Below are 21,345 nucleotides of genomic sequence, written 5' to 3'. Positions count from 1 at the left end.
TGATTTGACATACTTTTAGTTATATCAAAGGGGACTACTATATTAGTGGCGATTCAGTTAGGGAAGTTTGTTTTCTTTAGTCGAATTACGCAACAAAGCTGTTTCTAATTGCAAAGCAATGGGGTGTATAATGTTGTCCACTTTAATGTCATAAAAAAGAGAAAAGTATGGATTTTGTAAGCAGTGCGATCATTGGCGGAGCCTTATATGACTTGGTATCATCACCAATTAAGCTAACAGCTAGCTACATAAAAGCAGGTTTAGACAATGTCGTTCACCTCGACGATAAAGTAGCTAACGCAATAGCAGAGGAGCTATCTAAAGAACAATACCAAAAGTCGGCATCTCCAGTAGAACTTACAGCATTAATTGAGTCATCAAAGGTTCTTCAGGAAGTGATTAGCCAATTGAATGAAAAACCTCAGACAGTAATCAATATTAATTCATACGGTAGTGGTGACGCATTTAATGGCGATAAAATAATGGGCAACAAGACCATCAACGATAAATAACCCTTCCTTTGGAAAAATCACGATAGCCCTAACGTTTACTAGTCAATTAAGGCTCCACTTAAAGTGTGAGCTTTCTTATGCCACCAAATCAGAACACACCATGAGGTATCAATGAACACCTACAATATAACCAGTAACGGTACAGGTGACGCATTTGGCGGTAACAAAGTTATTGATGCTGAAGTTTTTATAGATAAGCTTCAAGTCCAGATCAATGATAACGTATCATTAAGTGCTATAAGTAGACCTATCATTGATGCTCTAGATGATTTCAGGCAAAACGACAATCATAGTGGGATACAAAAACTTAGCTTTCTCAGCATGATGGGGATGTTAGATGAAGAAGCAAAGTTGGCTATTGCATCCCTTAGAATCCTAATGAGTGAGGAAAGCCTTAAAGATGATGAGCAACGAGTCGAAGGTTACTCTCAATCCGAAAACTACTCCGCATTTGCACAGGAGCTTGCAAACGCTGCAATACTTAAACTAATCGAAATTCGAAGCGGTAAAGAAGCAGCCAAAGCATACTTTGAAAGAATCCCTGAGCAAACAATACCTCAGTATATCTATTTACAAAGGCTTGCTACCGAGGACTATGTAAGCAACCTTGTAGACAGACAATCAGAGTTACCTGAGTTTATTCTTGGTGCTTTATTTGAAAAAACGCTCGAATATTCAATGCTAGCCGAAAGCCAAGGTATCCTTGACCTATTACAAAGCTTAAAACCTCTAGCTGATTTCAAACGAGAAAGAATCATTCTAGAGTGTGTTAATGCTAATGACTTTCTTAATAAAGATTATTTCTGTCTATCATCTGAAGATAAGTCTAGGTTTGATAAATTACGAGACTCTCTCATTGAACTGATTGACAGCAGTAAAACGCCTGACTTTAAGCTAATTAATATCCTTAGCCAGCTATTTCACTACACTCAATATACCTGTGCAATAGTGAGAGATTGTCTAGAAAAGAACCAGTCCAACATAGAAAAAAAAGACTACTTCAATAACGAAATGTTGAAGTCTGTGCTGACTAAAACTCCTCTAAAGGAGTTTGAAAATATACAATCGCTGTCACCAGAAGAACTTTCTCTAAAACTAATAAATCAAACCGATAAAAACTTCTGTAACTTACCTGTTGTTCAATTGCTCTACAAAAGTGAAGATACCGAGCTAATAATAGGAACTCTCGATAGGTTATCTGAACAAGACTCTATAGAGGCAAAGGCTAACCTACTAGCTCTGGCTGCTATAAGCTGTCCCATTTTATCTGCTCAAGAATTTCCTCATATTCAAATTGAAGACAGCATAGACAACTACTTTAAAGACGCAGATTTAAATATCTCCTTTATCGACAGTATTGCGTTTCACTTTGCACACAATGGACATGTAGAAGTAGCAGTAAAGCTTTATCAAGTAGGCTTTAGCGAACACTTTCCTTGGCTCTCAGCAGCTTATTTTTCATATCTAAACTTTTCATATCAAGCCAGACAATACAATACCGTCATTCAACGCTTGTCTCATTTGAGTGAAGAGGAAAAACAGCAAGAAGAAATAACAACAATCTACTCTTTATTAGCCAATGAAGAAAAAGACTACGAGCTTGCAGCAACCTTACTTCGAAAGAACATAGAACGATATGAGGGTCGCACTCTAGAGGCATATGAAAAGAGGAATCTCATCTATTTATGGGGACAGTACTTAGAGACCGTCTATCAAGAAGACCCTAACAAAGCTCATGAGCTAACAAATGAGTTGCCCTCAAATATTTTTGATGAATTCTTTGGGGACTATTCATGGCGACTAATGTTTTATCATTCACATCGTATTGAAGACATTGCGGATAAAGTTCTCGATTGGTTCTTTGATGACCCGTATTCAAATGCGAAGCACTATTTCAAGTTAATTATGCACGCCAACCAAAATTTTCATGAACAAAATTGGTCTTTTAACTCAGCGAAATATACTAGCGCATACCATTACAAAGAAAGTCATAAATCGCATATTAAGATAACGGTTCCCACGCATTCCGTAAAAAGCAACCCACAGTATCTAATTGATAATAAAGGAGCAATAGCAGAGAAGCTAAATAACGCCCAACTTGGAGATGCGATGCTACTACCTGTAAAACTTTGCACTTTAGTAGAGAAGCTATACCCTATAATTGCTGCCTACCGCATAGCACAGAACATCATGGATGATGATGAAAATGAAGTGTTTCATATGCTAAGCCTTCCAGAAAATGCTACAGGTGAAGAGATATTAGCAGAAATAGATAAGCTAACATCCACTTTCAGGGAGCAGAGAGAGCGATTAGCTCCACAAATGAAGCAACCTCTCCCTATAGACATTAAATACAAGCATCTAAATGGTCAGAGTAACGTAGAGAAAGCAATGCTAGCAATACTCTGCGAAGGTGTCACAATCCACACAACTCCCATCAATGAGGAGCACTCTAAAGTTGGTTGCAGGGATTTCGTTATAGATGAAATCACTGCCATATATTTAGCATATATAGGTAACCAAGTTTTTAATGATTACACGTGGCATATGACAAAGGCTGTACATGAGTCATTATCGCAATATTGTGACTTTCACAGAGATCAATTGCCGTTTTACCATGAATCACATGACACAGTGTACTTTGAAAATAAAGGAGAGCGAAAAAATAGTGATGTTCCGACAAACATCATTGAGAACCTATCAAGCATCCTTCAAAGGACAGAGCCACATAGCGACAGCAACTTGGATATACCTCTTGATTTAAAGCTTAAATTTAGAGATCTATGTACCGAAAGCTTCCTACTAGGTATTGCATTAGCCGAAAAACTTGAAATTGGCTTCTTCTGCATCGATGCAGGGACTAGGAATATCCTGAAAAATTTTGCACCTAATTTAGAATCATTGATGCCTGAAGACTTCCAAGAAGTCATTGTTTCAAATAAAAGTCATGAGACTATCGAGAACTTACTTTGGTTAAATTGTCACTCAAATATTAGTTCAATGTCATTCGATAGCATGAGAGAGTTTATACATTATGGTAGTGATGAACAATTAACAACACTGGTCAAGTTTGCTCAATCTCAATTTGATAGTGAGTGGGGAGAAAAAAATATACTCAGTTTGATCATTACATGCTTGCAAAAAATGGTTGTTGAAGAGCTTTTCTCTAATAAAACAGAAGTCGTTGAGCAGATCCTTATCAGCTTAATTGTAATGCTAACCAAGGGTGAGTCCATCTCAGATACTACTATAGATGCCTTAATTGATTTATTACCTGTACCTCTTCTTCTAGATGGCTATGAACAACAAAAACAAATCAAAGACATAAAATTGGTTCGACAAGCACTGGTCAATATCACACCAAAGTATACGAACTGCATTTCAAATGCTCTGAAACAAAATAGGCACTCAACATCGACATTTTGGGCAAACTTTGCAGATAGGTGTAACTTAGAAGAGTAGACAATCAATTCACTTCTTGAATCCTTTCAGGAAAAGAGTGTCCTGAATTTTGTGTAATTGTCTAAACTTAGGCCAATAGGCTAAAAAGTAAGCGCGCCATAAACTACACATTCAATTCATCTGAACATCGGATTACGATCTTATCTTTCATTATCAGGAGATAAGAATATGGCAACACGACGAACTGACCAGGAATGGTTAGCAATATTTCAACAGTGTGAGCGAAGCTCTCTGACTCAAAGTGGATTTTGTCGTCAACACAGGTCAATAAAAATTGGCCGCAGTTTTAGAGTTTTCCCAATATAATCGTTCTGACTCATTGGGGTTAAACCTGTAGTGGCTTAGTAAAAATGACCACTAATTTGGATTTTTCCCATACATTTTTTCATCTGAAAGGAATTTAATAAAGCCATATTTCTAGCTCATTTCTGTCCAACTACGAGTTAAGAAACTAGCAGAAATGTAGTATCGAGATGAATCCCCCCTTAGGTGAGGGGATTTTTCTGTGGGCTAGCGTCGTTGGCAGGTTGTACAACCTCGACAGGCTGAACGAGTATGTTTGTCTAGCTGGTTGCGCTGGACTTTACAGTAAGCATTTTTAAGCGCCCGACGGGCGGCAAACCAATCTTGTGGTTTTTCCAAAATAAGGTAGCCATTGAAGCGTTTGACCAGTTCTACTCTGTGTTGGTCGATGAACTTGCTGGCGTAGCCTATTTCAAAGTAATCCAGCGCTTGCTCAATAGAGGTGAAGCTGGCGATCTTCTGCTCAATATCCTCTTGGCTCATGACGTTACCGGTCTTTGCATGTGAATAAACTGCGAGTCTTGCGACGTCACCTTGAAGCCATAGCGGCGATACAGACCACCTACACGGTTGCCTTGTAAGTAGCACAGGCGGATGGGCAGTTGCTTTGCGGTGGAAATCGCGACCACAGTATCTAGGATCTGGCTACCAATTCCTTGCCCGTGGTAGTGCGGAAGCAAGAAAAAACGGCCGAAATAAAGGTGATCTTGATGATATTGGAGCAAAAAGCTTCCCGCTCGGTGATTCTCTATCTCGATAATCGTTGGTGTATCTTCTCGCCACTCTTGCTGGTGAATGCTTTTCTGTACGGTATCATCCCAACCAAACACCGCCTTTATCGCGTCATATTCGGCGGCTTTTTTCAGTTCAAATAAGAAATCATAGTCGTCTTGTGTTGCGACTCGAGTATCCAAATGAGTCATGATCATCCTACTTGGCTAGCCAGCAGCTTATCGATGGCTCCTTTGCTGGTTTTACCGATTTTTTGCATCAGCTCGAAGCTTGGTTGTGCAATGCCGCGCTGCTGCAAATCGTTCACCATAACCATCCATAGCTTAGCGGTGACTTGCGCATCAGCTAATGCTCGGTGAAAGACACCATCATTTTCAATGTGTTTGTAGCGCACAATATCGCCCAACTTGTGGCTGGGCGCGTCTTGATGAAGGCGGCGAGAAATAAGCAAAGAACAAGCAAACTCACCACGGTACGCCACCTTCACTCGCTCCAATTCATCGTCGAGAAAGCGCTTGTCGAATGACGCATTATGCGCGACCAAATTTTCTCCGCGGATAAAGTCGGCAAACTCCGTCATCACTTCATCACAGCTGGGGGCACCGCTGAGCATTTGGTTGGTGATGCCTGTGTAACCTTCGATAAATGCGCTAACGCGAAATCCAGGATTCATAAGTTGCTGGAAGGTATCGACAACCTCTCCATTGACCAGTTTAACGGCGCCTATTTCTATGGCTCTGTCGCCCATGTTGGGAGACAACCCCGTAGTTTCAAAGTCGAGGACGACAACAGAATGTGCGTGAGTCATAGGAATTCCTGTGCTGGTGGCGTGGGTGGTGCTTATCGCAGTCACACCTTTGGTGAATTGGAGGCAAATTATAAGTACCCCTTGTTAACGGGTAAAGCAGTGATTGTTGCTTAGGGGTAGAATGATCATTTTACCTTGTGGTAGAGTGAACATTCTACCTGTAAGGTGACGAGATTATGAAACAGCAGATTGCACAAAAACTAGAGCAAGCTTTTAGTCAATATGGCTTTGCTGAGCCAAGTGTTTCCCAGTTACAGAGGTATTGCGGGGTAAGCCTAAGAACTCTGTACAAGTACTATTCATCGAAAGAAGAGATGATCATCGCGGCGCTTACGTTCCGCCACCAACGCTACATGGAGTTACTAACCACTAGGGCCGAATCTGAAGGCATGGCGGGGATCAAATGTGTTTTCCAAGAATTGGAATCTTGGATGACCCACCACGCGCCTCATGGCTGTATGTCGACACTCGCTGTCGCATCATTTCCAGATAACCAAACCATCGCACAGGTGGTGAACAGCCATAAGCTCGACGTACGTGCGTTTTTGGTTCAACGGGTTGGTGACGAGCGGCGAGGCGAGCAGTTATTTCTCTTGCATGAAGGGGTAACAGCGACATGGCCAGTGCTTGGAAAGCAAGCACTTAGTACTGCCAATGACATGATCAATGAGCTAGTGAGGTAATGATGAATCCTATTCCAAAAACGATGACCGGAGTGCAGCTAATTGGCCACGGCGGTTTTGAGATGCTTAAGGTCAATCGTGAGATTGCGGTACCAGAGCCAACCAAGCATCAGGTTCTGATTCGTGTCAAAGCCGCTGGTGTCAATAATACCGACATCAACACCCGCATTGGCTGGTATTCGAAAGGTGACAATAACAGCGAAGATGCGAGTTGGGGAGGGAGTGCCCTGCAATTACCACGGATTCAAGGTGCAGATGTGTGTGGAGAAATCGTGGCGGTGGGCGAGGAGGTAAGCTCACAGCGTCTTGGCCAACGAGTGTTGATAGAGCCTTGTCTGTCTCAGGTCGCAGGCGAAACACAATCAACACCTTGGTATTTGGGCTCCGAATGCGATGGGGGTTTTGCCCAGTACGTAGTGGTGGACTCCATCCATGCTCATCACGTTGAGTCCAATCTATCAGACGTTGAACTGGCTTCGTTTCCATGTTCTTACTCGACCGCAGAGAATATGCTGACTCGGTCTAACGTCACCCAAGGTGAACAAGTGTTGATTTCCGGAGCTTCGGGTGGCGTAGGTTCGGCAGCCATTCAGTTAGCAAAGGCACGTGGAGCGAAAGTTATTGCCATTACTAGCAACAGCAAACGTCAGCAAGTGTTAGCGCTTGGGGCCGACCGTGTGATCGAGCGAGATCAAGATTTAGTACAAGCTCTTGGCGAGAGCTGTGTTGATGTAGTAATTGATTTGGTTGCCGGAGAAACGTGGCCTCAGTTTTTGCAAGTGCTGAAACCCAAGGGGCGCTATGCCGTTTCTGGAGCGATTGGCGGAGCGATGGTGGACCTAGATGTTCGGACTCTCTATTTGAAGGACCTCAGCTTTTTCGGGTGTACTGTACTAGAGCCAGAGGTATTTGGTCATCTTGTTGAGCACATTGAGCAAGGCCGGATTCGACCGTTAGTGGCACTCACTTATCCGCTTGAAGAGATTGAGACTGCGCAACGTGTGTTTCTCGACAAAAGCCATGTCGGTAAGATTGTGTTGACCGTTAGCTAAGGTTATCGGAAACCTGCAATATGGCAAACTGCTCACACTGATTAAACCTCGCAAACGCGTGCAGTTCGCTATCCAAAGCCTCTAAAAATGCCTCTCGATGCTTAATATCGCGCTCAATCACTAGGTTGAGCACATTGAGTGTCGAGGTTTTTTTATCCGTTTTACAATCCGCACGAGCGACGAGTTTTCCATCCCAAAGAATAGGCAAACAAAAATAGCCAAACTGCCTTTTCGTTTGGGGGACATAGCACTCGATTAGGTAATCAAAATTAAAAATTGCACTGGTGCGTTTTCGTTGGATCAGCAAATTATCAAACGGAGAGAGTATTTTTACTTGCTTACGATTAAGACGCTTGTTGAGCAATGACAAAGCGTTACGGCAGGTGTAATACGTCTGTTGGTTGACGGTAACCGTCTCAATGTCACCCGATTCAAGTAGTTCTTGCAGCGCCTGGTTGACCTGCGTTTTAACGTCTTTGAGCTGATAAACCATTTCCGGAAGGGTGCCGATGCCATGGGCTTGCAGATAACTCAGAACCAAAAAACGCCCATGCTCTTGCGCCGTAGGCATCGAAGTATCAATGCCGTCTGGCAGCACACGCGAGGTGAGATCATAAACCTTATGAAAGCCGCGTCGCTCAGCGATCATTAAATCACCTTGCATATACAGATTCTCTAAGGCTTGTTTGGTTGGTTTAGTATTCCAGCCATCGGTTTTATGCGCTTTCGATTCAAAATCTTTTGCCATCAATGGCCCTTCAGACTCAATGCGTGCGTATACGTCTTTCATGAGCTTTCGATCTTTACAGTACCAATGGCGTTGTTGGCCTGATTTGATCGCCGCTTTTCTTGGTAAGCTGTAACGAAATTGGCTCATCGGTAGGTAAGCGGCTGCGTGAGACCAATATTCAAACACCTGTTTTTGGTGGACTAAGCGATCAAGTTGCTCTGGGTGATAGCTTGGGTTACGGGTCCACAAAGTATGGTGATGAGCACGTTGGACGACCGAAATGGTGTCAATTTGCACGTAGCTAAGCTGCTCAAAAGCCGCGAGGGTTTGCTGTTCACTTCTTCCTTTCGCGGTTGCAGTGGCTAAGCCTTGCGAGAGTAGAGCGATCTTTTGTGCTTGGTTTTGAGAAATTGACTGCATTAGGTTTCGCACTTTCCTTGTTCGATGATGGCGTCCTGCCAATTAAATTGAGCCTCGTATGGTGGCACGCCCCCTGTACTGAAACAAGCGAGATTGCTCTCGTTTTCATACTCTTAGCTTAAGCAAGCTGTGTGACTGATTCACATCCGCTATAACAATTTTACATTTAGATGAAATTTTTCCTTACGTCATCCTCTCTTTATATCTGCAATGCACAGTTAATTCTCGTGTAACAAAAGGGCGATATGCCTAACCAATAGTGAACGCAGATATGAACAATGAAGGGCAATGGCATGATGGATGTAGTGACTTCAATTGAAGCTTGGTTGTTTCAAGACAACGTCTCTCTAGCCGCGCTTTTTGTCGGCATTGTTCTGCTTTCTTACCTACTTGAAGATCTGGCGATTATTACGGCAGCCACGTTAGCGGTTGAGCAACTGATGCCAACCAGTCTGGCGCTTGCTGCGATCTTTGTTGGCATCAGCAGCGGGGATTTGGGGCTGTATCTATTGGGTAAATCGGCGCAAAGAGTACGTGTGCTGCGGTATCGACTATTCCGCTACCAACGAGCGCGCAAGCTTCGTCGAAAAATACATCAACAGGCATTCAGCACCTTATTTGTGGTGCGTTTTATTCCAGGCTTGCGCACGGTTGGCTTTACGTTAAGCGGTTTTCTTGACGTGCCAAAAAGTAAGTTTTTCATTGCTGTCCTAACAGCAACAGGGCTATGGACAGTGTTGGTCTTTGGTTCTTTCTTCCAGTTAGGCAACGCCCAATGGCTAAAAGAGAGTCAGATTAGTTGGCTGCTCATTCCGCTTGGTTTGGGGGTGATGTTGCTTGTGAACAAATTGATTACTAGAACATTTTTAAGGGATGCGTATGACACAGCTCGCTAACATCGAGATGATTCCACCGGGTCGAGTAAACGCTGGTATGCCAGTGCTGAAAGAGCCAAAGCGAGTAATATCGCCATTTGAATTTTTACCAGCTTGGTTTTTCTACACACCTGTTGTATTGCAAAGTGCGGCATTGAGCTTGTTTCACCGAGATTGGGCACTGCCACTTATCGCCAATCCAGCGATTAAGCTCAGCGGTATGGTCGGTGAATCAAAGCACGACATCTTCACCTCTGCTGGGCAGAAAACCAATCAATGGATTTTACCCTTCATCACGCTCACCAAAACGCATGACAGTAGCGACATTTTAGTCGAGCAGGCGAAACAGCAACTCGAGCAAGCACAATTGTCTTACCCACTCGTGGCTAAGCCCGATCTAGGCTGTCGTGGGGTTGGGGTTAAGCTGATTCGTTCTGATCAGCAGTTGCAAGAGTATGTGGAGACGTTTCCTCACTCTGGTCGCTTCCTGCTGCAACAAAAATCCCCTTTTAGTGCTGAGGCTGGTGTGTTCTATGTCAGACAGCCAGGTGAATCTCGCGGCAAGATCATCTCGATTACTCTTAAATATTCGCCTTATGTCATTGGTGACGGGGCTTCCACCCTGCAGCAACTGATCGAAAAGTGTCCTCGAGCCGGTAAATTGCAACACCTCTACCTACCACGTCATACCCAGCATCTTGATGTGGTTGTTCCAAAAGGGGACGAATTTCAGTTGGCATTTGCCGGCAGTCACTCTCGCGGTGCCATCTTCCGTGACGGTAATCAGTTCATCACACCTAAGCTAGAGCAGACGTTGGATGACGTTCTCGGTGATTTTGAGGGCTTTCACTATGGCCGGTTAGACATCAAGTTCGAAGACATTCAATCACTGATGGCGGGGGAAAACTTCGACATCTTAGAAATTAACGGTGCCAGCAGTGAAGCGGCACATATATGGGACAGTGATACGCCGCTTAGCCATATTTTTTCTACTCTGCTCAAGCAGTATCGACTTCTGTATCAAATTGGTTCTAAGCACAAAAAGCAGGGGTTGGGCTCGCCGTCTTTGGGCGCGCTATTAAGTGCATGGCGTGAAGAGAAATTGCTGACTCAGCAATACCCAATGACGGACTAATTTGCAGCAACTTAGGAAGCCTTACCATGAAAAATTCCCTAACCAGTCTACTGCCTACAGGCCAAGGACAAACCTCACAGACGCATTCATCTCAGGCGATTGTCGGGTGTATTGAAACACTCAACCAAGGTTATGAGTTCCTCGAGACGCTCAGTGCAGAAGATTACATCTATCTTGCCCAACCACACGTCAGCAGCTCCATCGGCGAGCACTTTCGTCATTGGCTAGACCTGTTCCACGCCATTAAGTTGGACTCGAGCCGAATTGATTACAACGTTCGTCGTCGTGGACATCAAGTTGAGCGCGATATTGACGTCGCTAAGCAAGAGATTCGAGATTTGGTGACTTGGCTGTTTGCTTTGCCCAGTGGTGAGCTTCATCAGCCAGTCACGGTTGAAACGGAGGTGATGCTGTCGCAAACCCAAGTGGAAGAGGTCTCGTCGACGTTTGTTCGTGAACTGACGTTCGCTGCACTGCATGCCACCCACCATTTCGCGATGGCTAAAGTTGTGGCCTCAATTCGTGGGGTCGAGGCCGACAGCCGCTTCGGTGTCGCTCCCACAACCGCAACCTACCAAAGGGCGCAATAAGTTATGTGTACGTTATCTTGGGTTTATCACGGCAGTAACCATTACGAAGTCTATTTCAATCGTGATGAGCAACGTAGCCGTTTACCGGCATTAGAGCCACAAAGGTTGGTTATTGACGGGATCCAGTGCGTGATGCCCATTGACCCTGTAGGGGGTGGCAGTTGGATTTCAACCAATGAGCATGGTGTGACGGTTTGTTTGCTTAATTACTATCAGGGACAAACCCCATCTGGAGCGTTGGTGAGCCGTGGCATGATCATCAAGCGTTTAGCCAACAGTTGTTCTAGCCAGACGGTCGACAGCCGTTTGCTGGCCATGGATTTAAGCGCATTTGCTCCTTTTACCGTGGTGTCGTTTGATACACGTCGTACTGCCAACGAAACCGTTTTGTGGACGTGGGATGGACACGAGTTAAGCCGTTCACATGCCTGTGCGCCTATCGTCTCGGCCGCGCTGCATTTTGAAGAAGCGCGTGACTATCGGGTCGAGCTGTTCAGTGAGTTGATGGGCACGTTATCTCGTGATCGTTTTGGTCGTCAGTTCCACCAAACCCACGATGACAATTACCCGCACCTTTCACCATTAATGAAAAGAAATGATGCTCGCACTGTAAGTTTTACCTCGGTTGTCGTGTCTTCTTCTAAACAAGAAATGAATTATCAATCTATCGACGATAACCGCAATGTCGACTTTCAAACCCACTTAAGTTGTCAAAGAAACGACGTTGTTGCACAAGGAGTTTTCAAATGAAGAAGTTATTTGCCCTAATTATTATGCTCGTAAGTTTTCCTTCATTCGCCGCCGATGAAATCTACACCGGCATTTTCAGCAGTAAAGCTTTAGATGGCTATGACACAGTCGCTTATTTTACCGAGGGAAAACCAGTGAAAGGCGACAGCCAATGGCAAGTGGAATACAAAGGTGCTGACTGGTACTTCTCATCACAAGAAAACCTCAATAAGTTCAACGCAGATCCAGAAGCGTATGCACCACAGTATGGCGGTTATTGTGCTTGGGCTATTTCAGCAAAGAATGACTTTGCATCGGCGGATCCGAAACAGTGGGCGATCGTTGATGGCAAGTTGTACCTCAACTACAACGCAGAAGTTAAAAGCTGGTGGGATGATGATCGCGCAGGTCACATCAAAGCAGCTGATCAAAACTGGCCGAGCCTAATTAACTAAGGGAATGATGACGATGAAATTTGTAGCTTCAAAACACATTCCAGCAGTCTTTATTGCTTTCGTTTTTATCCAGTCACTGTTTTTCAAGTTTTCTGGTTCGTTTGAGACAGACCATATCTTTGGCACATTAGGTGAGTGGTCGGGCATTGAGTGGTTTGGTGTATACGGTGGTTATCTAATTGGTTTCGCTGAGCTTATTGCCGCCATCTTGTTGTTCACTCGCTTGCATGGTGTGGGAGCGGCGATGAGTGCAGGCATCATGACTGGTGCGATTTTCTTCCATCTCTTTACCCCGCTAGGCATTGTGATGCCAGAGTTTAATGCGCTGGGTGAAGTGGTAGGCGACGATGGCGGCTTGCTGTTTGGTATGGCGTGTATTGTCTGGGCATGTGGCGTGTACTTGTTTGTTCGTGATGTAAAGACTCAAGGCACTTTCACTTACGGCCTGTTGTCTCAAGGAGCTTAGTATGATTGCAAGTCCGTTTCGATTACCGCGTAAAACCCCTTTTGGCATTGGCGAGTCAATAGTGGAATGGGCGACGGGTTTGTCGACCCTAGATGCGCTCTACAAGCAAGAAGCACTACCAGAAGACAGTTTTGAGTTCATGCAAGAAACTCTAGCTCGAATCGGTACGCAATATCAGGTTGATCAAGGTAGCTTAGACAGTGTGCCAAGTGAAGGCTCGGTACTGATTGTGGCAAATCACCCGTTTGGTGGTATTGAAGGCGTGATTCTCGCTTCTCTTATTTCTCAGGTGCGTAAAGACGTTAAAGTGCTTGCCAATGAGTTGCTAAAGCGGATACCAGAACTTGATGAACTGTTTATTGGCGTCAATGTATTCGGCGGTGAGCAAGCGAAACGCACCAATCGTAGAGCGATCAAGCAGGCCAATCAGCATCTCAAAGAAGGTGGGGTGTTGATTATCTTCCCTGCCGGCGAGGTTTCTGCGTGGCAAGCTGGCGAGAATAAGATCACCGATAAAGAGTGGAGTCAGTCTGTCGCGAAGTTTGTCAAACACGCTGAGGCGACAACGGTGCCTATTTTCATCAATGGCATGAACAGTAAGTTGTTTTACCAAGCCGGTCGAATTCATCCGTTGCTCAGAACCGCATTGTTGGGGCGAGAATTGCTCAACAAGTCTGGTGAGACGATTTCTGTTTCTGTCGGTAATCCGATCCCTTACAGTGAAGTGAAGGACTTTGAAAAAGACAGCGATATCACTCAATACTTTCGCTTAAACACCTACTTAATGGGCAGTATGGATAACCACCGCGCGCCAGCATTGTATGACGCCGAAGCTGAGCCGATTATTGCACCGATTGCGGTGGATGTGCTCGAAACTGAGCTGAAGAAATTGTCGGATTATTTGTTGATCGAGCAAGGGGATTATCGCGTTTATTGTGCCCCTACGAACGCTATGCCGAGTATGATGCGAGAGATTGGCCGAGTCCGTGAAGAGAGTTTTAGGGATGTTGGGGAGGGCAGTGGGCGTAGTTGTGACATTGACCAATTTGACGCCCATTACCACCAACTGTTTGTATGGCACAAAACCAATCGCGATCTGGTTGGCGCCTATCGTTTAGGGTTGGTCGATGAGTTGGTCGAAGAAGGTGGCATAGACGCGCTCTATTCAACCAGTTTGTTTAAGTATGATGAGGCCTTTGTAAACAGCTTAGGCAAATCCATTGAGCTCGGTCGATCTGTCGTGGCGAAACAGTACCAGCGTAACATGCACTCGTTATTGTTGTTATGGAAAGGGATTGCTGGGTTTGTTGAGCGTAACCCCAAATACACCCATTTATTTGGCCCGGTGAGTATCAGTAATGATTACAGTCCAGTCGCGAGGCAGTTAATTGCGTCCGTGATGTCAGTGCATTATTACGATGATGAAAAAGCGAAATTGGTCGAGCCAACCACTCCGCTGGAAAAAAGTGGTCAGGAGTTCTGGCGTCCGGATATGCTGAGCTCTCTTTCTAACTTACCACTGCTCTCTAAAGTGCTGAGTCGTTTAGAGCAAGGGATGGGGCTGCCCGTGCTGTTAAGGCAGTATCTAGGAATGAACGGCAAGCTGGTTTGTTTTAACGTTGACCCTGCGTTTAACTTCGCGCTTGATGGCTTGATCGTGGTCGATTTAACCTCAGTGCCCGCGAGAACGCTTGGCAAGTACATGGGAAAAGAGCAAGCGAAAGCGTATCTTGACTCCCATCAGTAACACTCACTTGCAACACTAAAGCCGCCTTAGTGCGGCTTTTCTTATCTATACGATAGAAGCGGATGGAATCACGCATAAAGAATTGAGCTATCGGATTCGCTATCAATCGATATACTCAAACTGAAGATTATCAGGGAAGTTTATGTCTCATTCAGTTAGTTTACTGGTGGCCTTATTTGCGTTCGCTGCCAATTCCTTTTTTTGTCGCTTTGCTCTGGCAGAACAGTCGATTGACCCAGGTTCGTTTACTTTAATTCGCCTGCTGTCTGGCGCAGTAACATTAGTCGTGATTATGGTGGCTAAGCGTCAACTTGAGCGCTCATTTCTAACCGATAAACTCAGTTGGTGGTCAGGCATTGCTTTGTTTGGTTATGCCGTGACTTTCTCATTTGCTTACACTCAACTTACTACTGGAACTGGTGCATTGATCCTGTTTGGTATGGTTCAGTTAACGCTGGTGGCATTTCATGTTTACTCCGGTCACCGCCTTAATCGCATTGAATGGCTAGGCATCGCAACAGCGCTAAGTGGCTTTGTGTTGCTTATGCTTCCTTCTGCGCAAACGCCAAGCTTAACCGCCGCAATCATCATGCTGCTCTCAGGCATTGGTTGGGCGATCTTTACCTTGTTGGGTCGTCGTGGCGGAGCACCTGCTAAAGCCATAACCCATGGGTTTGTACTCGCCAGTGTGATCGCATTATGTGTTAGCCCTTGGCTTTTCTCTTCACAAAGCATCACAGTGCAAGGCGTTGGGTGGGCGTTACTATCTGGTATCTTTGCTTCTGGTTTTGGCTATATAGTGTGGTACCAAGTGGTTAAGCGCATTTCTGTGTTGCAAGCGTCTATCGCCCAACTTGCCGTTCCCGTGATCGCGTTTGCCGCTGGCAGTATTGGCTTAGCCGAGTCGATCAGTTTACCCGCGATTATCTCTTCTTTACTGGTACTGGGTGGAATCGCGATGATTTTTGTTGCAAAGCCGCAAACTTAAACCACTACAACTTAGCTGCCAGCTTTTTGATATAAGACTTTGCCAGCGCATTATTGTCGCGACTCAACCATTTTATGCAGTCAAACAACTCCCAAATTAAGCCTTGATCACCTGCGGTATAAACAGGGAAGTCTTGATGTTTAGGGGCTGGCTCATCGGTTAGTCGTTGGCTGATAATGTTGGCTTTATCAAAGAGTACGTTGAATGGTTTTGAAATCGAGAAAGGCTCACAGAGATCGACACAGTGAATTTCAGCGCTGGTTAAGTCGCTGAAGATATACTTTTTGAAGTAGGCGTTTTGGTTGTGATGGCCGTCCAAGCAGTAAAAGATATCTTTATCGGTTTCGAATTTTTCAAAACAGCCTTGCGTTGATGAACGAAAGCCATGCTGGGTGAAGATGATAATATCGGCGTCAGAGACGCGATCGCCGGTGTTTGAGGCGAGTGAGCCTAACAGCACCGCGGCGACCACATCTTTTTGATTCACGAAAGCATGATAGGCACTTTCAATCAGAGCAAGTTGCAGCGGTAGGTGATCTAAGTTGAGTTCTGCTTTATTCATCCTGTGTTCCTTGTCTAATCTCTTTCTTCCCATTCCGAGCGCAAGACACCATATTTGATGGAGTCGTAGTATTGGCCTTGGTAGTAGCGTACTTTACGCAGCCGCGCTTCTTGTTTGAACCCCAGTTTGAGCGCCAATGACATCATACGTGGGTTACCAGACCAAGTCGTCATGCCTACACGCTCAATATTCCACTGCTGAAACAAAAAGCTTATCCAGAGAGGAATCGCTTTCGCGGCTATTCCACGGCCCCAGTAAGTTTGATCGTAAATCACCACTCCCGCTTCCAACCAACGCGTTGTCTCACACTCCCAATAGCTATTGACACTGCCCACCGGAATTCCGTCAACCGTTATGAGTTGAAGGTCTTCGCCACGTAGCATACGAACAAAGGTTGTCTGGGCAAATTGGTCTAGCGAAGGGTGTTGGTATGGAAAATAAGGGCCGTTAAACCGCGTCCACTCGTCGTTGTTGGTGACGAGTGCGTAAACTTGTTCTAGTTCATCGCGGCGTGCCGCTCTAATCTGAATACCCACTTCTATTGTCATAAGCGATTCCATTTTCGTGCTCAAAGCATGTCAGTATATCTTTTCGGCATCAGTCAGTGTTATGAAAGGTGTCACTGAATCGGCTTTGTCAGCACAAGTAGGAAAAAGAGCAAATAGTGTTTGAATTGATTTGGGTCACCAGTTGACATTTTTCGGGTGATAGAATGCCAGCTTCCTATTCCCCGGTGGCGATTAAATGAGCATTGAAGAGCAATGATGGATCTGAGCGTACCCTTAGAAAGAGAGTATTTGACCAAGCACGATTTTTATCGTGATTTAATCGATACCTTAGTTGAAGAGGCCAATTCACAGGTCGGCTACTTGCACTTTTTTGATGCAGCAACCAATGAAATTGCCCTTAACGTCTGGTCAACAAAGGCGTTGGAGCACTGTCATTCCAGCCATGAAACTCACTATCCGCTGTCTGCTGCGGGGATTTGGGCAGACAGCATTCGTACCAATAAACCGGTTATTCATAACGATTACCCCATGGCACATCATGCTCCGGAGTCTTTACCTGAGGGGCATATTTCGCTTCATCACCATTTTAGCGTACCAATTACGTTCAACGGCAAAGTGGTGGCGATTGTTGGAATCGGTAATGGTGATACGGGGTATAACGAAGCTGAGGTAGAGTGTTTTTGGTCACGGTTAAATCAGCTTTGGCCACAAGTTGAGGCGAAAGCGTCGCAGATTACTCATTCGAATTCTGGGCATAGGAAAGTGTTTGAGTCACGCAGCCCCTATTCGATTCTTACCGGAATGCTTGGGGCGATTTCACGAGCATTGGAAATTCGTGATGAATACACCTCATCTCACCAACGTAATGTCGCTCACCTTTGTGAGTTGATTGCCGATCAAATGCATTTAAGTGAGCACGATAAGCAAGGGCTGATTGTTGGGGCGTTGGTGCATGATATCGGTAAAATTGCCATTCCTTCTCAGTTACTCAATAAAACTGGGCAGTTAATGCCAGTTGAGTATGACCTTCTTAAAAGTCACTCAGAGATTGGATCGAGCATTTTTAAAGATGTCGACTTCCCGTGGCCAATTATCGATATTGTTGAACAGCATCACGAGCGCTTAGATGGATCAGGTTACCCAAAGGGATTAAAAGGCAACCAGATTTTAATGGAAGCGCGTATTGTGGCGGTTGCTGACACCTTTGATGCCATGGCAAGTGATCGCCCGTATCGAAAAGCGTTAGGGGCACGAGCGGCGATCAATACGCTCAAGCGAGGTCGTAATACCCTTTATGACCCTTACGTCGTTGATGCATTTTTATTGTGTTATACGCAAGATAAAACATTGGGCGGTTGCTATACCCCAGGTGGGGCATAACAACTGTGCATTAGTGCTATGCACGAGATTTAAGGTGTTTCTTTACTTTTTTCATCGCCATTTGTCGCTTTAGCGGCGATAGATAATCAATAAATAGATTGCCAGCGAGATGATCAATCTCGTGCTGCATCACTATTGCAAGAAAGTCATCGCTCTCAATGGTGATGGAATTGCCATGACGATCTTGTGCAGAAACCACAACTGAGGTGTATCGTTCTACTTCGGCATAGTAGTCAGGTACAGATAAACAGCCTTCTTGGCCGAGTGCTTTGTGACTGCCACTGACGACTTCAGGGTTAACCAATATCAAAGGTTCATCGCGGTTGTCGGATAAGTCAATAATAACCACAGCTTCACTCCGGCCGACTTGGGTTGAGGCTAGCCCTATACCGTTATCAGTGTCATAAAGTGTGTCTAGCATGTCGTCAATGAGGGTTTGGATAGACGAAAAGTCTTCTACCTTGTGCGCTTGTGTTTTCAGTTTTGGATCTGGTGCAGTAAGAATCTTTAAAACTGTCATGGCGAGCGAGGTTTCCTGTCGGTGGGGTGGCGTTAATCAAAGGTGCTGAAGTCAACTTGCTTAGGTTTGGCAACGCTGATGACTTGAGTTCCCGCGATTAAATCATGTAAGCAGCGTCTATCTTTACGAAAGATAAACAACACATTGATCAGTGGCACAAAACTCCCTACATAGTTGGCATAACTTAAAACATGTACAGGTAGCATGCGGAGAAATATCAGTTTGGCTAAACCGGGCTTGTTGCCTTCCAGATCGACCATTGCAATTTCAAACACATTTTTGCCAATGGTCTGCCCGTGGCGATGCATAAGATAGCACTGAAATGCGATAGTAATTATCCACAGCAGCGCAGTTAGAGCGTAGACGTATACTGATGCGACACCAGTTCCGTCTGCTGCGCCATTTAGCATGTAGATTATCCAAGGGGCAGAACAGAGTGCCAAAACCAGACTATCTATGACTGTTGCCCAAAAACGCGACCACCTGCTGGCTAAGACGAGATCGTTGTCGCTTTGTATATTTTGCATTTATCTTTGTACCTAGGAGAGAGCGTGGTAGTAAACGGAAACCCGTTTACTTTGACGTAAATAGACACTAATACCGTATAAGTATCAATGGTTTGTGGAGTATATATAAATATACCTGTGCAATCTATTGATTATATAAATTTGGCAGCGTAATTGATTAAAAGATAAGCCTTCTCAATTGGAAGGCTTATCTAACAGAGATGATGAAAGGAAAAGTGAAAGTGTTAACCTGCTCTTGCGCCATTAGGGATGTCGTTTTCCGGACAGGCTAAGCACGGTTGCAGTTTATCTTCATAGCCAATGTCAAACAGCATACCTTGAGAGAGTTCTCCCGCCATTTTTCGCTCTGGCAGGTTCACCACGAACAGGGCTTGCTTGCCTTCAATTTCTTTTGGATTGTCACGCTCTTGCTTAATTCCTGCCAGAATGGAGCGAGTATGATCGCCAAAATCGACCGTTAGTTTCATTAGCTTATCTGACTTCGCCACTTCGTTTACGTCAGTGATGGTACCAACTCGGATATCCAACTTGGCAAAGTCGTCAAAGGTGATTTCAGGTTTTATTGGTGCAGGTTGCATGGGACTTCTCCTATTGGTTTGACTGGTTGCGCAATTAACGCTTGCGACATTTCATAAAGATGAAGTTAGGATTTTTCGACAAGTACTCGTGGGTTTCGGGTGCGACTTGTTGAATCTGCGGGTCAACGCAGCCTTCAGTGATTGCTTCGATCACTAGACCAGCGGATGAGACTGCTTGGCACAGCTCCGTCAATGAGCGGCGATAAAAGCTGACCGCGACGGGTTGGCCGATGGTGTGCCATTCGTCTTCAATAAACTCTCGCTCAAAATAATTTCCAGTTTTTGAGCATTCAATATCCGCAAAAGGGTGGTGAGTTGAGAAGACCAGATACCCGCCCTGTTTCAGCACCCGATGGATCTCGGCAAATACAGGGGTTAAATCCGCAATGTAGTGAAGCACCAATGGGCATATCACAAGATCGGCACTGTCGTCGCGCTCGTTTGGCAATCCTAAGGCGATATCTTGTTGGTAAGCACTCACCTTGTTGGCAAAACGCTCTGTTACGATGTCGACCATCTGTTGTGACACATCAAGACAGGTCACTTTGGCGGCTGAGTGTTCGATTAGCCATTGGGCGTATTCACCGGAGCCACAACCGATATCTAACACATCGCTGCCTGACACTTCATCCAATAGCGCCAAAGTTGAAGGTCGTTCAAACATGGCATTGTAAACATTATCTTTGACTGCTTCGGCGTACTTGAGCGCGTGCTTTGTGTAGAGTTCAGACATGAAGGTACCTTATTTACGAGAGCGTGATTGACGAGGTGTGAAGAATACATCTAGGCGACGGGATTGTTGTTAAAACCCTGAAAGTATTGCGAGGATACCCCTAACCGGATTCAGTTAACCTTCCAACAACTCTTTTCCTATCAAGTCTACCAGCTCCAAGATATGGATCTGCGATTCACGGTGGTAAGGCGAAATGCCATCGACTTGCTCTTCTAAGTCGAGATTGACACTGGCAATGCTGGCTAATGTTGAACCTAAATGGCTAATAGCAAACACTTTGAGTCCCTTTCGTTTCGCATTATGTGCCATATCGACCACTGCCTGAGTTTCTCCCGATTTGCTGATCAATACCAGGGTGCCGGTTTCTGCACGAGCTAACTGGTGAATATCGGTAATCACTAGGTGAGGGATATTAGCCAGCGAGAGAAAGCGCGACAGATACGAAACGCTGACGATCGACGCGCCGCGAGAATACAGGTAAACCACGGGAGAGCGATTCAGTGACTGAGCGATTTTATCAATTCGCTGCGCTTGGTCATCACCTTGGGCTGTCGGCTCGATGTCTTTTTTGAGGTCGTCTGCCAACTTATATCTCAGCTCGGTATAACTGGCGTAACCCATTTTTTTGCATACGCGATTGACCGATGTTGTTGTGGTTAACGCTTTGCTGGCAATGGTTTTGGCAGAGATGCTGTTCAAATCTTTTGCATGACTGATCAGGTACTCATATATAACTCGTTCAATCCCTTTAAAGGTATTCATCGCTTACACTTAGCTTGATAGACGTAGTGACAGAATGGTCATTATTAGGCGGGAAAAAGTGAGGAAATACCTTGATAGTTGTCACAA

24 protein-coding genes are annotated in these 21,345 nt (G+C 45.0%); 13 read left to right on the top strand and 11 right to left on the bottom strand.

Annotated features, from left to right (window positions below):
* The first annotated feature begins 167 nt into the window (after positions 1 to 167).
* Both RH45_RS03795 and RH45_RS03790 read left to right on the top strand, forming a co-directional pair.
* Positions 168 to 512 carry a hypothetical protein gene (locus tag RH45_RS03795; protein ID WP_008074065.1) on the top strand — a complete coding sequence of 115 codons (345 nt, stop codon included), beginning with the start codon at positions 168 to 170 and terminating at the stop codon, positions 510 to 512.
* A 111-nt stretch (positions 513 to 623) separates the two neighbouring features.
* The gene (locus RH45_RS03790) at positions 624 to 3,974 is read left to right on the top strand and encodes a hypothetical protein (protein WP_008074062.1); all 3,351 of its coding nucleotides are present in this window, start codon (positions 624 to 626) and stop codon (positions 3,972 to 3,974) included.
* A 510-nt stretch (positions 3,975 to 4,484) separates the two neighbouring features.
* Here RH45_RS03790 and RH45_RS03785 read toward each other — a convergent pair.
* From RH45_RS03785 to RH45_RS03775, 3 genes are read right to left on the bottom strand one after another with little or no spacing between them, the layout of a single operon-like run.
* Positions 4,485 to 4,760 carry a nitrogenase-stabilizing/protective protein NifW gene (locus RH45_RS03785; protein WP_008074059.1) on the bottom strand — a complete coding sequence of 92 codons (276 nt, stop codon included), beginning with the start codon at positions 4,758 to 4,760 and terminating at the stop codon, positions 4,485 to 4,487.
* Positions 4,757 to 5,200 carry a GNAT family N-acetyltransferase gene (locus RH45_RS03780; protein ID WP_008074058.1) on the bottom strand — a complete coding sequence of 148 codons (444 nt, stop codon included), beginning with the start codon at positions 5,198 to 5,200 and terminating at the stop codon, positions 4,757 to 4,759. The genes RH45_RS03785 and RH45_RS03780 overlap by 4 nt, the downstream gene beginning before the upstream one ends.
* A 2-nt stretch (positions 5,201 to 5,202) precedes the next feature.
* Complete coding sequence (locus RH45_RS03775; RefSeq protein WP_008074057.1) at positions 5,203 to 5,817, bottom strand: 3'-5' exonuclease; 615 nt, start codon at positions 5,815 to 5,817, stop codon at positions 5,203 to 5,205.
* A gap of 176 nt (positions 5,818 to 5,993) precedes the next feature.
* On the opposite strand from RH45_RS03775, the gene RH45_RS03770 reads away from it, so the two are divergent.
* Together RH45_RS03770 and RH45_RS03765 are read left to right on the top strand one after the other, a co-directional pair.
* Positions 5,994 to 6,500: a TetR/AcrR family transcriptional regulator gene (locus RH45_RS03770; RefSeq protein ID WP_008074047.1), complete on the top strand. Its 507-nt coding sequence runs from the start codon at positions 5,994 to 5,996 to the stop codon at positions 6,498 to 6,500.
* Positions 6,501 to 6,502: 2 nt separating this feature from the next.
* A complete protein-coding gene (locus RH45_RS03765; protein ID WP_409350861.1) occupies positions 6,503 to 7,552 on the top strand; it encodes an alcohol dehydrogenase family protein in 1,050 nt (349 codons plus the stop codon).
* Here the strand turns inward: RH45_RS03765 and RH45_RS03760 are convergent.
* The gene (locus RH45_RS03760) at positions 7,545 to 8,702 is read right to left on the bottom strand and encodes a winged helix-turn-helix domain-containing protein (protein ID WP_008074045.1); all 1,158 of its coding nucleotides are present in this window, start codon (positions 8,700 to 8,702) and stop codon (positions 7,545 to 7,547) included. The genes RH45_RS03765 and RH45_RS03760 overlap by 8 nt on opposite strands.
* Positions 8,703 to 8,998: 296 nt before the next feature.
* Here RH45_RS03760 and RH45_RS03755 point away from each other — a divergent pair, with 296 nt between their 5' ends.
* The 8 genes from RH45_RS03755 (at position 8,999) to RH45_RS03720 (ending at position 15,687) form a co-directional block, all read left to right on the top strand.
* Entirely contained in the window at positions 8,999 to 9,598 is a 600-nt protein-coding gene (locus RH45_RS03755; protein WP_008074044.1) for a DedA family protein, read from the top strand.
* Entirely contained in the window at positions 9,582 to 10,712 is a 1,131-nt protein-coding gene (locus RH45_RS03750) for an ATP-grasp domain-containing protein (protein ID WP_008074043.1), read from the top strand. The genes RH45_RS03755 and RH45_RS03750 overlap by 17 nt, the downstream gene beginning before the upstream one ends.
* Positions 10,713 to 10,738: 26 nt before the next feature.
* On the top strand, positions 10,739 to 11,302 hold the full coding sequence (locus RH45_RS03745) for a hypothetical protein (RefSeq protein WP_008074042.1): 564 nt from the start codon (positions 10,739 to 10,741) through the stop codon (positions 11,300 to 11,302).
* Between the two features lie 3 nt (positions 11,303 to 11,305).
* Entirely contained in the window at positions 11,306 to 12,052 is a 747-nt protein-coding gene (locus RH45_RS03740) for an NRDE family protein (protein WP_008074038.1), read from the top strand.
* The gene (locus RH45_RS03735; RefSeq protein ID WP_008074036.1) at positions 12,049 to 12,486 is read left to right on the top strand and encodes a YHS domain-containing (seleno)protein; all 438 of its coding nucleotides are present in this window, start codon (positions 12,049 to 12,051) and stop codon (positions 12,484 to 12,486) included. Before RH45_RS03740 ends, RH45_RS03735 begins: the two co-directional genes overlap by 4 nt.
* Before the next feature lie 13 nt (positions 12,487 to 12,499).
* On the top strand, positions 12,500 to 12,952 hold the full coding sequence (locus RH45_RS03730; protein ID WP_008074034.1) for a hypothetical protein: 453 nt from the start codon (positions 12,500 to 12,502) through the stop codon (positions 12,950 to 12,952).
* Between the two features lies 1 nt (position 12,953).
* Complete coding sequence (locus RH45_RS03725) at positions 12,954 to 14,699, top strand: lysophospholipid acyltransferase family protein (RefSeq protein WP_008074032.1); 1,746 nt, start codon at positions 12,954 to 12,956, stop codon at positions 14,697 to 14,699.
* A 142-nt stretch (positions 14,700 to 14,841) separates the two neighbouring features.
* The gene (locus RH45_RS03720; protein ID WP_008074030.1) at positions 14,842 to 15,687 is read left to right on the top strand and encodes a DMT family transporter; all 846 of its coding nucleotides are present in this window, start codon (positions 14,842 to 14,844) and stop codon (positions 15,685 to 15,687) included.
* Positions 15,688 to 15,691: 4 nt separating this feature from the next.
* On the opposite strand, the gene RH45_RS03715 is transcribed toward RH45_RS03720, so the two are convergent.
* A complete protein-coding gene (locus tag RH45_RS03715; protein ID WP_008074028.1) occupies positions 15,692 to 16,249 on the bottom strand; it encodes a hypothetical protein in 558 nt (185 codons plus the stop codon).
* Positions 16,250 to 16,263: 14 nt separating this feature from the next.
* On the bottom strand, positions 16,264 to 16,797 hold the full coding sequence (locus RH45_RS03710) for a GNAT family N-acetyltransferase (protein ID WP_008074026.1): 534 nt from the start codon (positions 16,795 to 16,797) through the stop codon (positions 16,264 to 16,266).
* Between the two features lie 213 nt (positions 16,798 to 17,010).
* Between RH45_RS03710 and RH45_RS03705 the strand changes: the two genes are divergently transcribed.
* Positions 17,011 to 18,138, top strand: a complete 1,128-nt coding sequence (locus RH45_RS03705; protein WP_241211623.1) for an HD domain-containing phosphohydrolase — start codon at positions 17,011 to 17,013, stop codon at positions 18,136 to 18,138.
* A gap of 16 nt (positions 18,139 to 18,154) precedes the next feature.
* On the opposite strand, the gene def is transcribed toward RH45_RS03705, so the two are convergent.
* The 5 genes from def to RH45_RS03680 form a co-directional block, all read right to left on the bottom strand.
* Positions 18,155 to 18,658, bottom strand: coding sequence for a peptide deformylase (def, locus tag RH45_RS03700; protein WP_008074024.1), 504 nt, complete (start codon positions 18,656 to 18,658; stop codon positions 18,155 to 18,157).
* Positions 18,659 to 18,690: 32 nt separating this feature from the next.
* Positions 18,691 to 19,185, bottom strand: a complete 495-nt coding sequence (locus RH45_RS03695) for an RDD family protein (protein WP_039958169.1) — start codon at positions 19,183 to 19,185, stop codon at positions 18,691 to 18,693.
* A gap of 224 nt (positions 19,186 to 19,409) precedes the next feature.
* Positions 19,410 to 19,763, bottom strand: a complete 354-nt coding sequence (locus RH45_RS03690) for a tRNA-binding protein (RefSeq protein WP_008074022.1) — start codon at positions 19,761 to 19,763, stop codon at positions 19,410 to 19,412.
* Between the two features lie 34 nt (positions 19,764 to 19,797).
* Positions 19,798 to 20,496 (bottom strand): class I SAM-dependent methyltransferase, encoded by a 699-nt coding sequence (locus tag RH45_RS03685; RefSeq protein ID WP_008074021.1) that lies wholly within the window; start codon positions 20,494 to 20,496, stop codon positions 19,798 to 19,800.
* A 114-nt stretch (positions 20,497 to 20,610) separates the two neighbouring features.
* Positions 20,611 to 21,258 carry a MurR/RpiR family transcriptional regulator gene (locus tag RH45_RS03680; protein ID WP_008074020.1) on the bottom strand — a complete coding sequence of 216 codons (648 nt, stop codon included), beginning with the start codon at positions 21,256 to 21,258 and terminating at the stop codon, positions 20,611 to 20,613.
* Positions 21,259 to 21,345: the final 87 nt, after the last annotated feature.

The organism is Vibrio sinaloensis DSM 21326 (assembly GCF_000189275.1).
GTDB lineage: Bacteria > Pseudomonadota > Gammaproteobacteria > Enterobacterales > Vibrionaceae > Vibrio > Vibrio sinaloensis.
Note: the sequence above shows the minus strand (reverse complement) of the source record. Positions and strands in the feature narration are given on the sequence as shown.

Excerpts from the sequence above, each read along its gene's own strand:
- RH45_RS03740 (WP_008074038.1), top strand. The coding sequence starts at position 11,306 with ATGTGTACGTTATCTTGGGTTTATCACGGCAGTAACCATTACGAAGTC.
- RH45_RS03795 (WP_008074065.1), top strand. The coding sequence starts at position 168 with ATGGATTTTGTAAGCAGTGCGATCATTGGCGGAGCCTTATATGACTTG.
- RH45_RS03750 (WP_008074043.1), top strand. The coding sequence starts at position 9,582 with ATGACACAGCTCGCTAACATCGAGATGATTCCACCGGGTCGAGTAAAC.
- RH45_RS03730 (WP_008074034.1), top strand. The coding sequence starts at position 12,500 with ATGAAATTTGTAGCTTCAAAACACATTCCAGCAGTCTTTATTGCTTTC.
- RH45_RS03790 (WP_008074062.1), top strand. The coding sequence starts at position 624 with ATGAACACCTACAATATAACCAGTAACGGTACAGGTGACGCATTTGGC.
- RH45_RS03765 (WP_409350861.1), top strand. The coding sequence starts at position 6,503 with ATGAATCCTATTCCAAAAACGATGACCGGAGTGCAGCTAATTGGCCAC.
- RH45_RS03760 (WP_008074045.1), bottom strand. The coding sequence starts at position 8,702 with ATGCAGTCAATTTCTCAAAACCAAGCACAAAAGATCGCTCTACTCTCG.
- RH45_RS03715 (WP_008074028.1), bottom strand. The coding sequence starts at position 16,249 with ATGAATAAAGCAGAACTCAACTTAGATCACCTACCGCTGCAACTTGCT.
- RH45_RS03745 (WP_008074042.1), top strand. The coding sequence starts at position 10,739 with ATGAAAAATTCCCTAACCAGTCTACTGCCTACAGGCCAAGGACAAACC.
- RH45_RS03695 (WP_039958169.1), bottom strand. The coding sequence starts at position 19,185 with ATGCAAAATATACAAAGCGACAACGATCTCGTCTTAGCCAGCAGGTGG.
- RH45_RS03690 (WP_008074022.1), bottom strand. The coding sequence starts at position 19,763 with ATGCAACCTGCACCAATAAAACCTGAAATCACCTTTGACGACTTTGCC.
- RH45_RS03685 (WP_008074021.1), bottom strand. The coding sequence starts at position 20,496 with ATGTCTGAACTCTACACAAAGCACGCGCTCAAGTACGCCGAAGCAGTC.
- RH45_RS03755 (WP_008074044.1), top strand. The coding sequence starts at position 8,999 with ATGGATGTAGTGACTTCAATTGAAGCTTGGTTGTTTCAAGACAACGTC.
- RH45_RS03710 (WP_008074026.1), bottom strand. The coding sequence starts at position 16,797 with ATGACAATAGAAGTGGGTATTCAGATTAGAGCGGCACGCCGCGATGAA.
- def (WP_008074024.1), bottom strand. The coding sequence starts at position 18,658 with ATGACAGTTTTAAAGATTCTTACTGCACCAGATCCAAAACTGAAAACA.
- RH45_RS03775 (WP_008074057.1), bottom strand. The coding sequence starts at position 5,817 with ATGACTCACGCACATTCTGTTGTCGTCCTCGACTTTGAAACTACGGGG.
- RH45_RS03735 (WP_008074036.1), top strand. The coding sequence starts at position 12,049 with ATGAAGAAGTTATTTGCCCTAATTATTATGCTCGTAAGTTTTCCTTCA.
- RH45_RS03780 (WP_008074058.1), bottom strand. The coding sequence starts at position 5,200 with ATGACTCATTTGGATACTCGAGTCGCAACACAAGACGACTATGATTTC.
- RH45_RS03785 (WP_008074059.1), bottom strand. The coding sequence starts at position 4,760 with ATGAGCCAAGAGGATATTGAGCAGAAGATCGCCAGCTTCACCTCTATT.
- RH45_RS03720 (WP_008074030.1), top strand. The coding sequence starts at position 14,842 with ATGTCTCATTCAGTTAGTTTACTGGTGGCCTTATTTGCGTTCGCTGCC.
- RH45_RS03705 (WP_241211623.1), top strand. The coding sequence starts at position 17,011 with ATGATGGATCTGAGCGTACCCTTAGAAAGAGAGTATTTGACCAAGCAC.
- RH45_RS03680 (WP_008074020.1), bottom strand. The coding sequence starts at position 21,258 with ATGAATACCTTTAAAGGGATTGAACGAGTTATATATGAGTACCTGATC.
- RH45_RS03770 (WP_008074047.1), top strand. The coding sequence starts at position 5,994 with ATGAAACAGCAGATTGCACAAAAACTAGAGCAAGCTTTTAGTCAATAT.
- RH45_RS03725 (WP_008074032.1), top strand. The coding sequence starts at position 12,954 with ATGATTGCAAGTCCGTTTCGATTACCGCGTAAAACCCCTTTTGGCATT.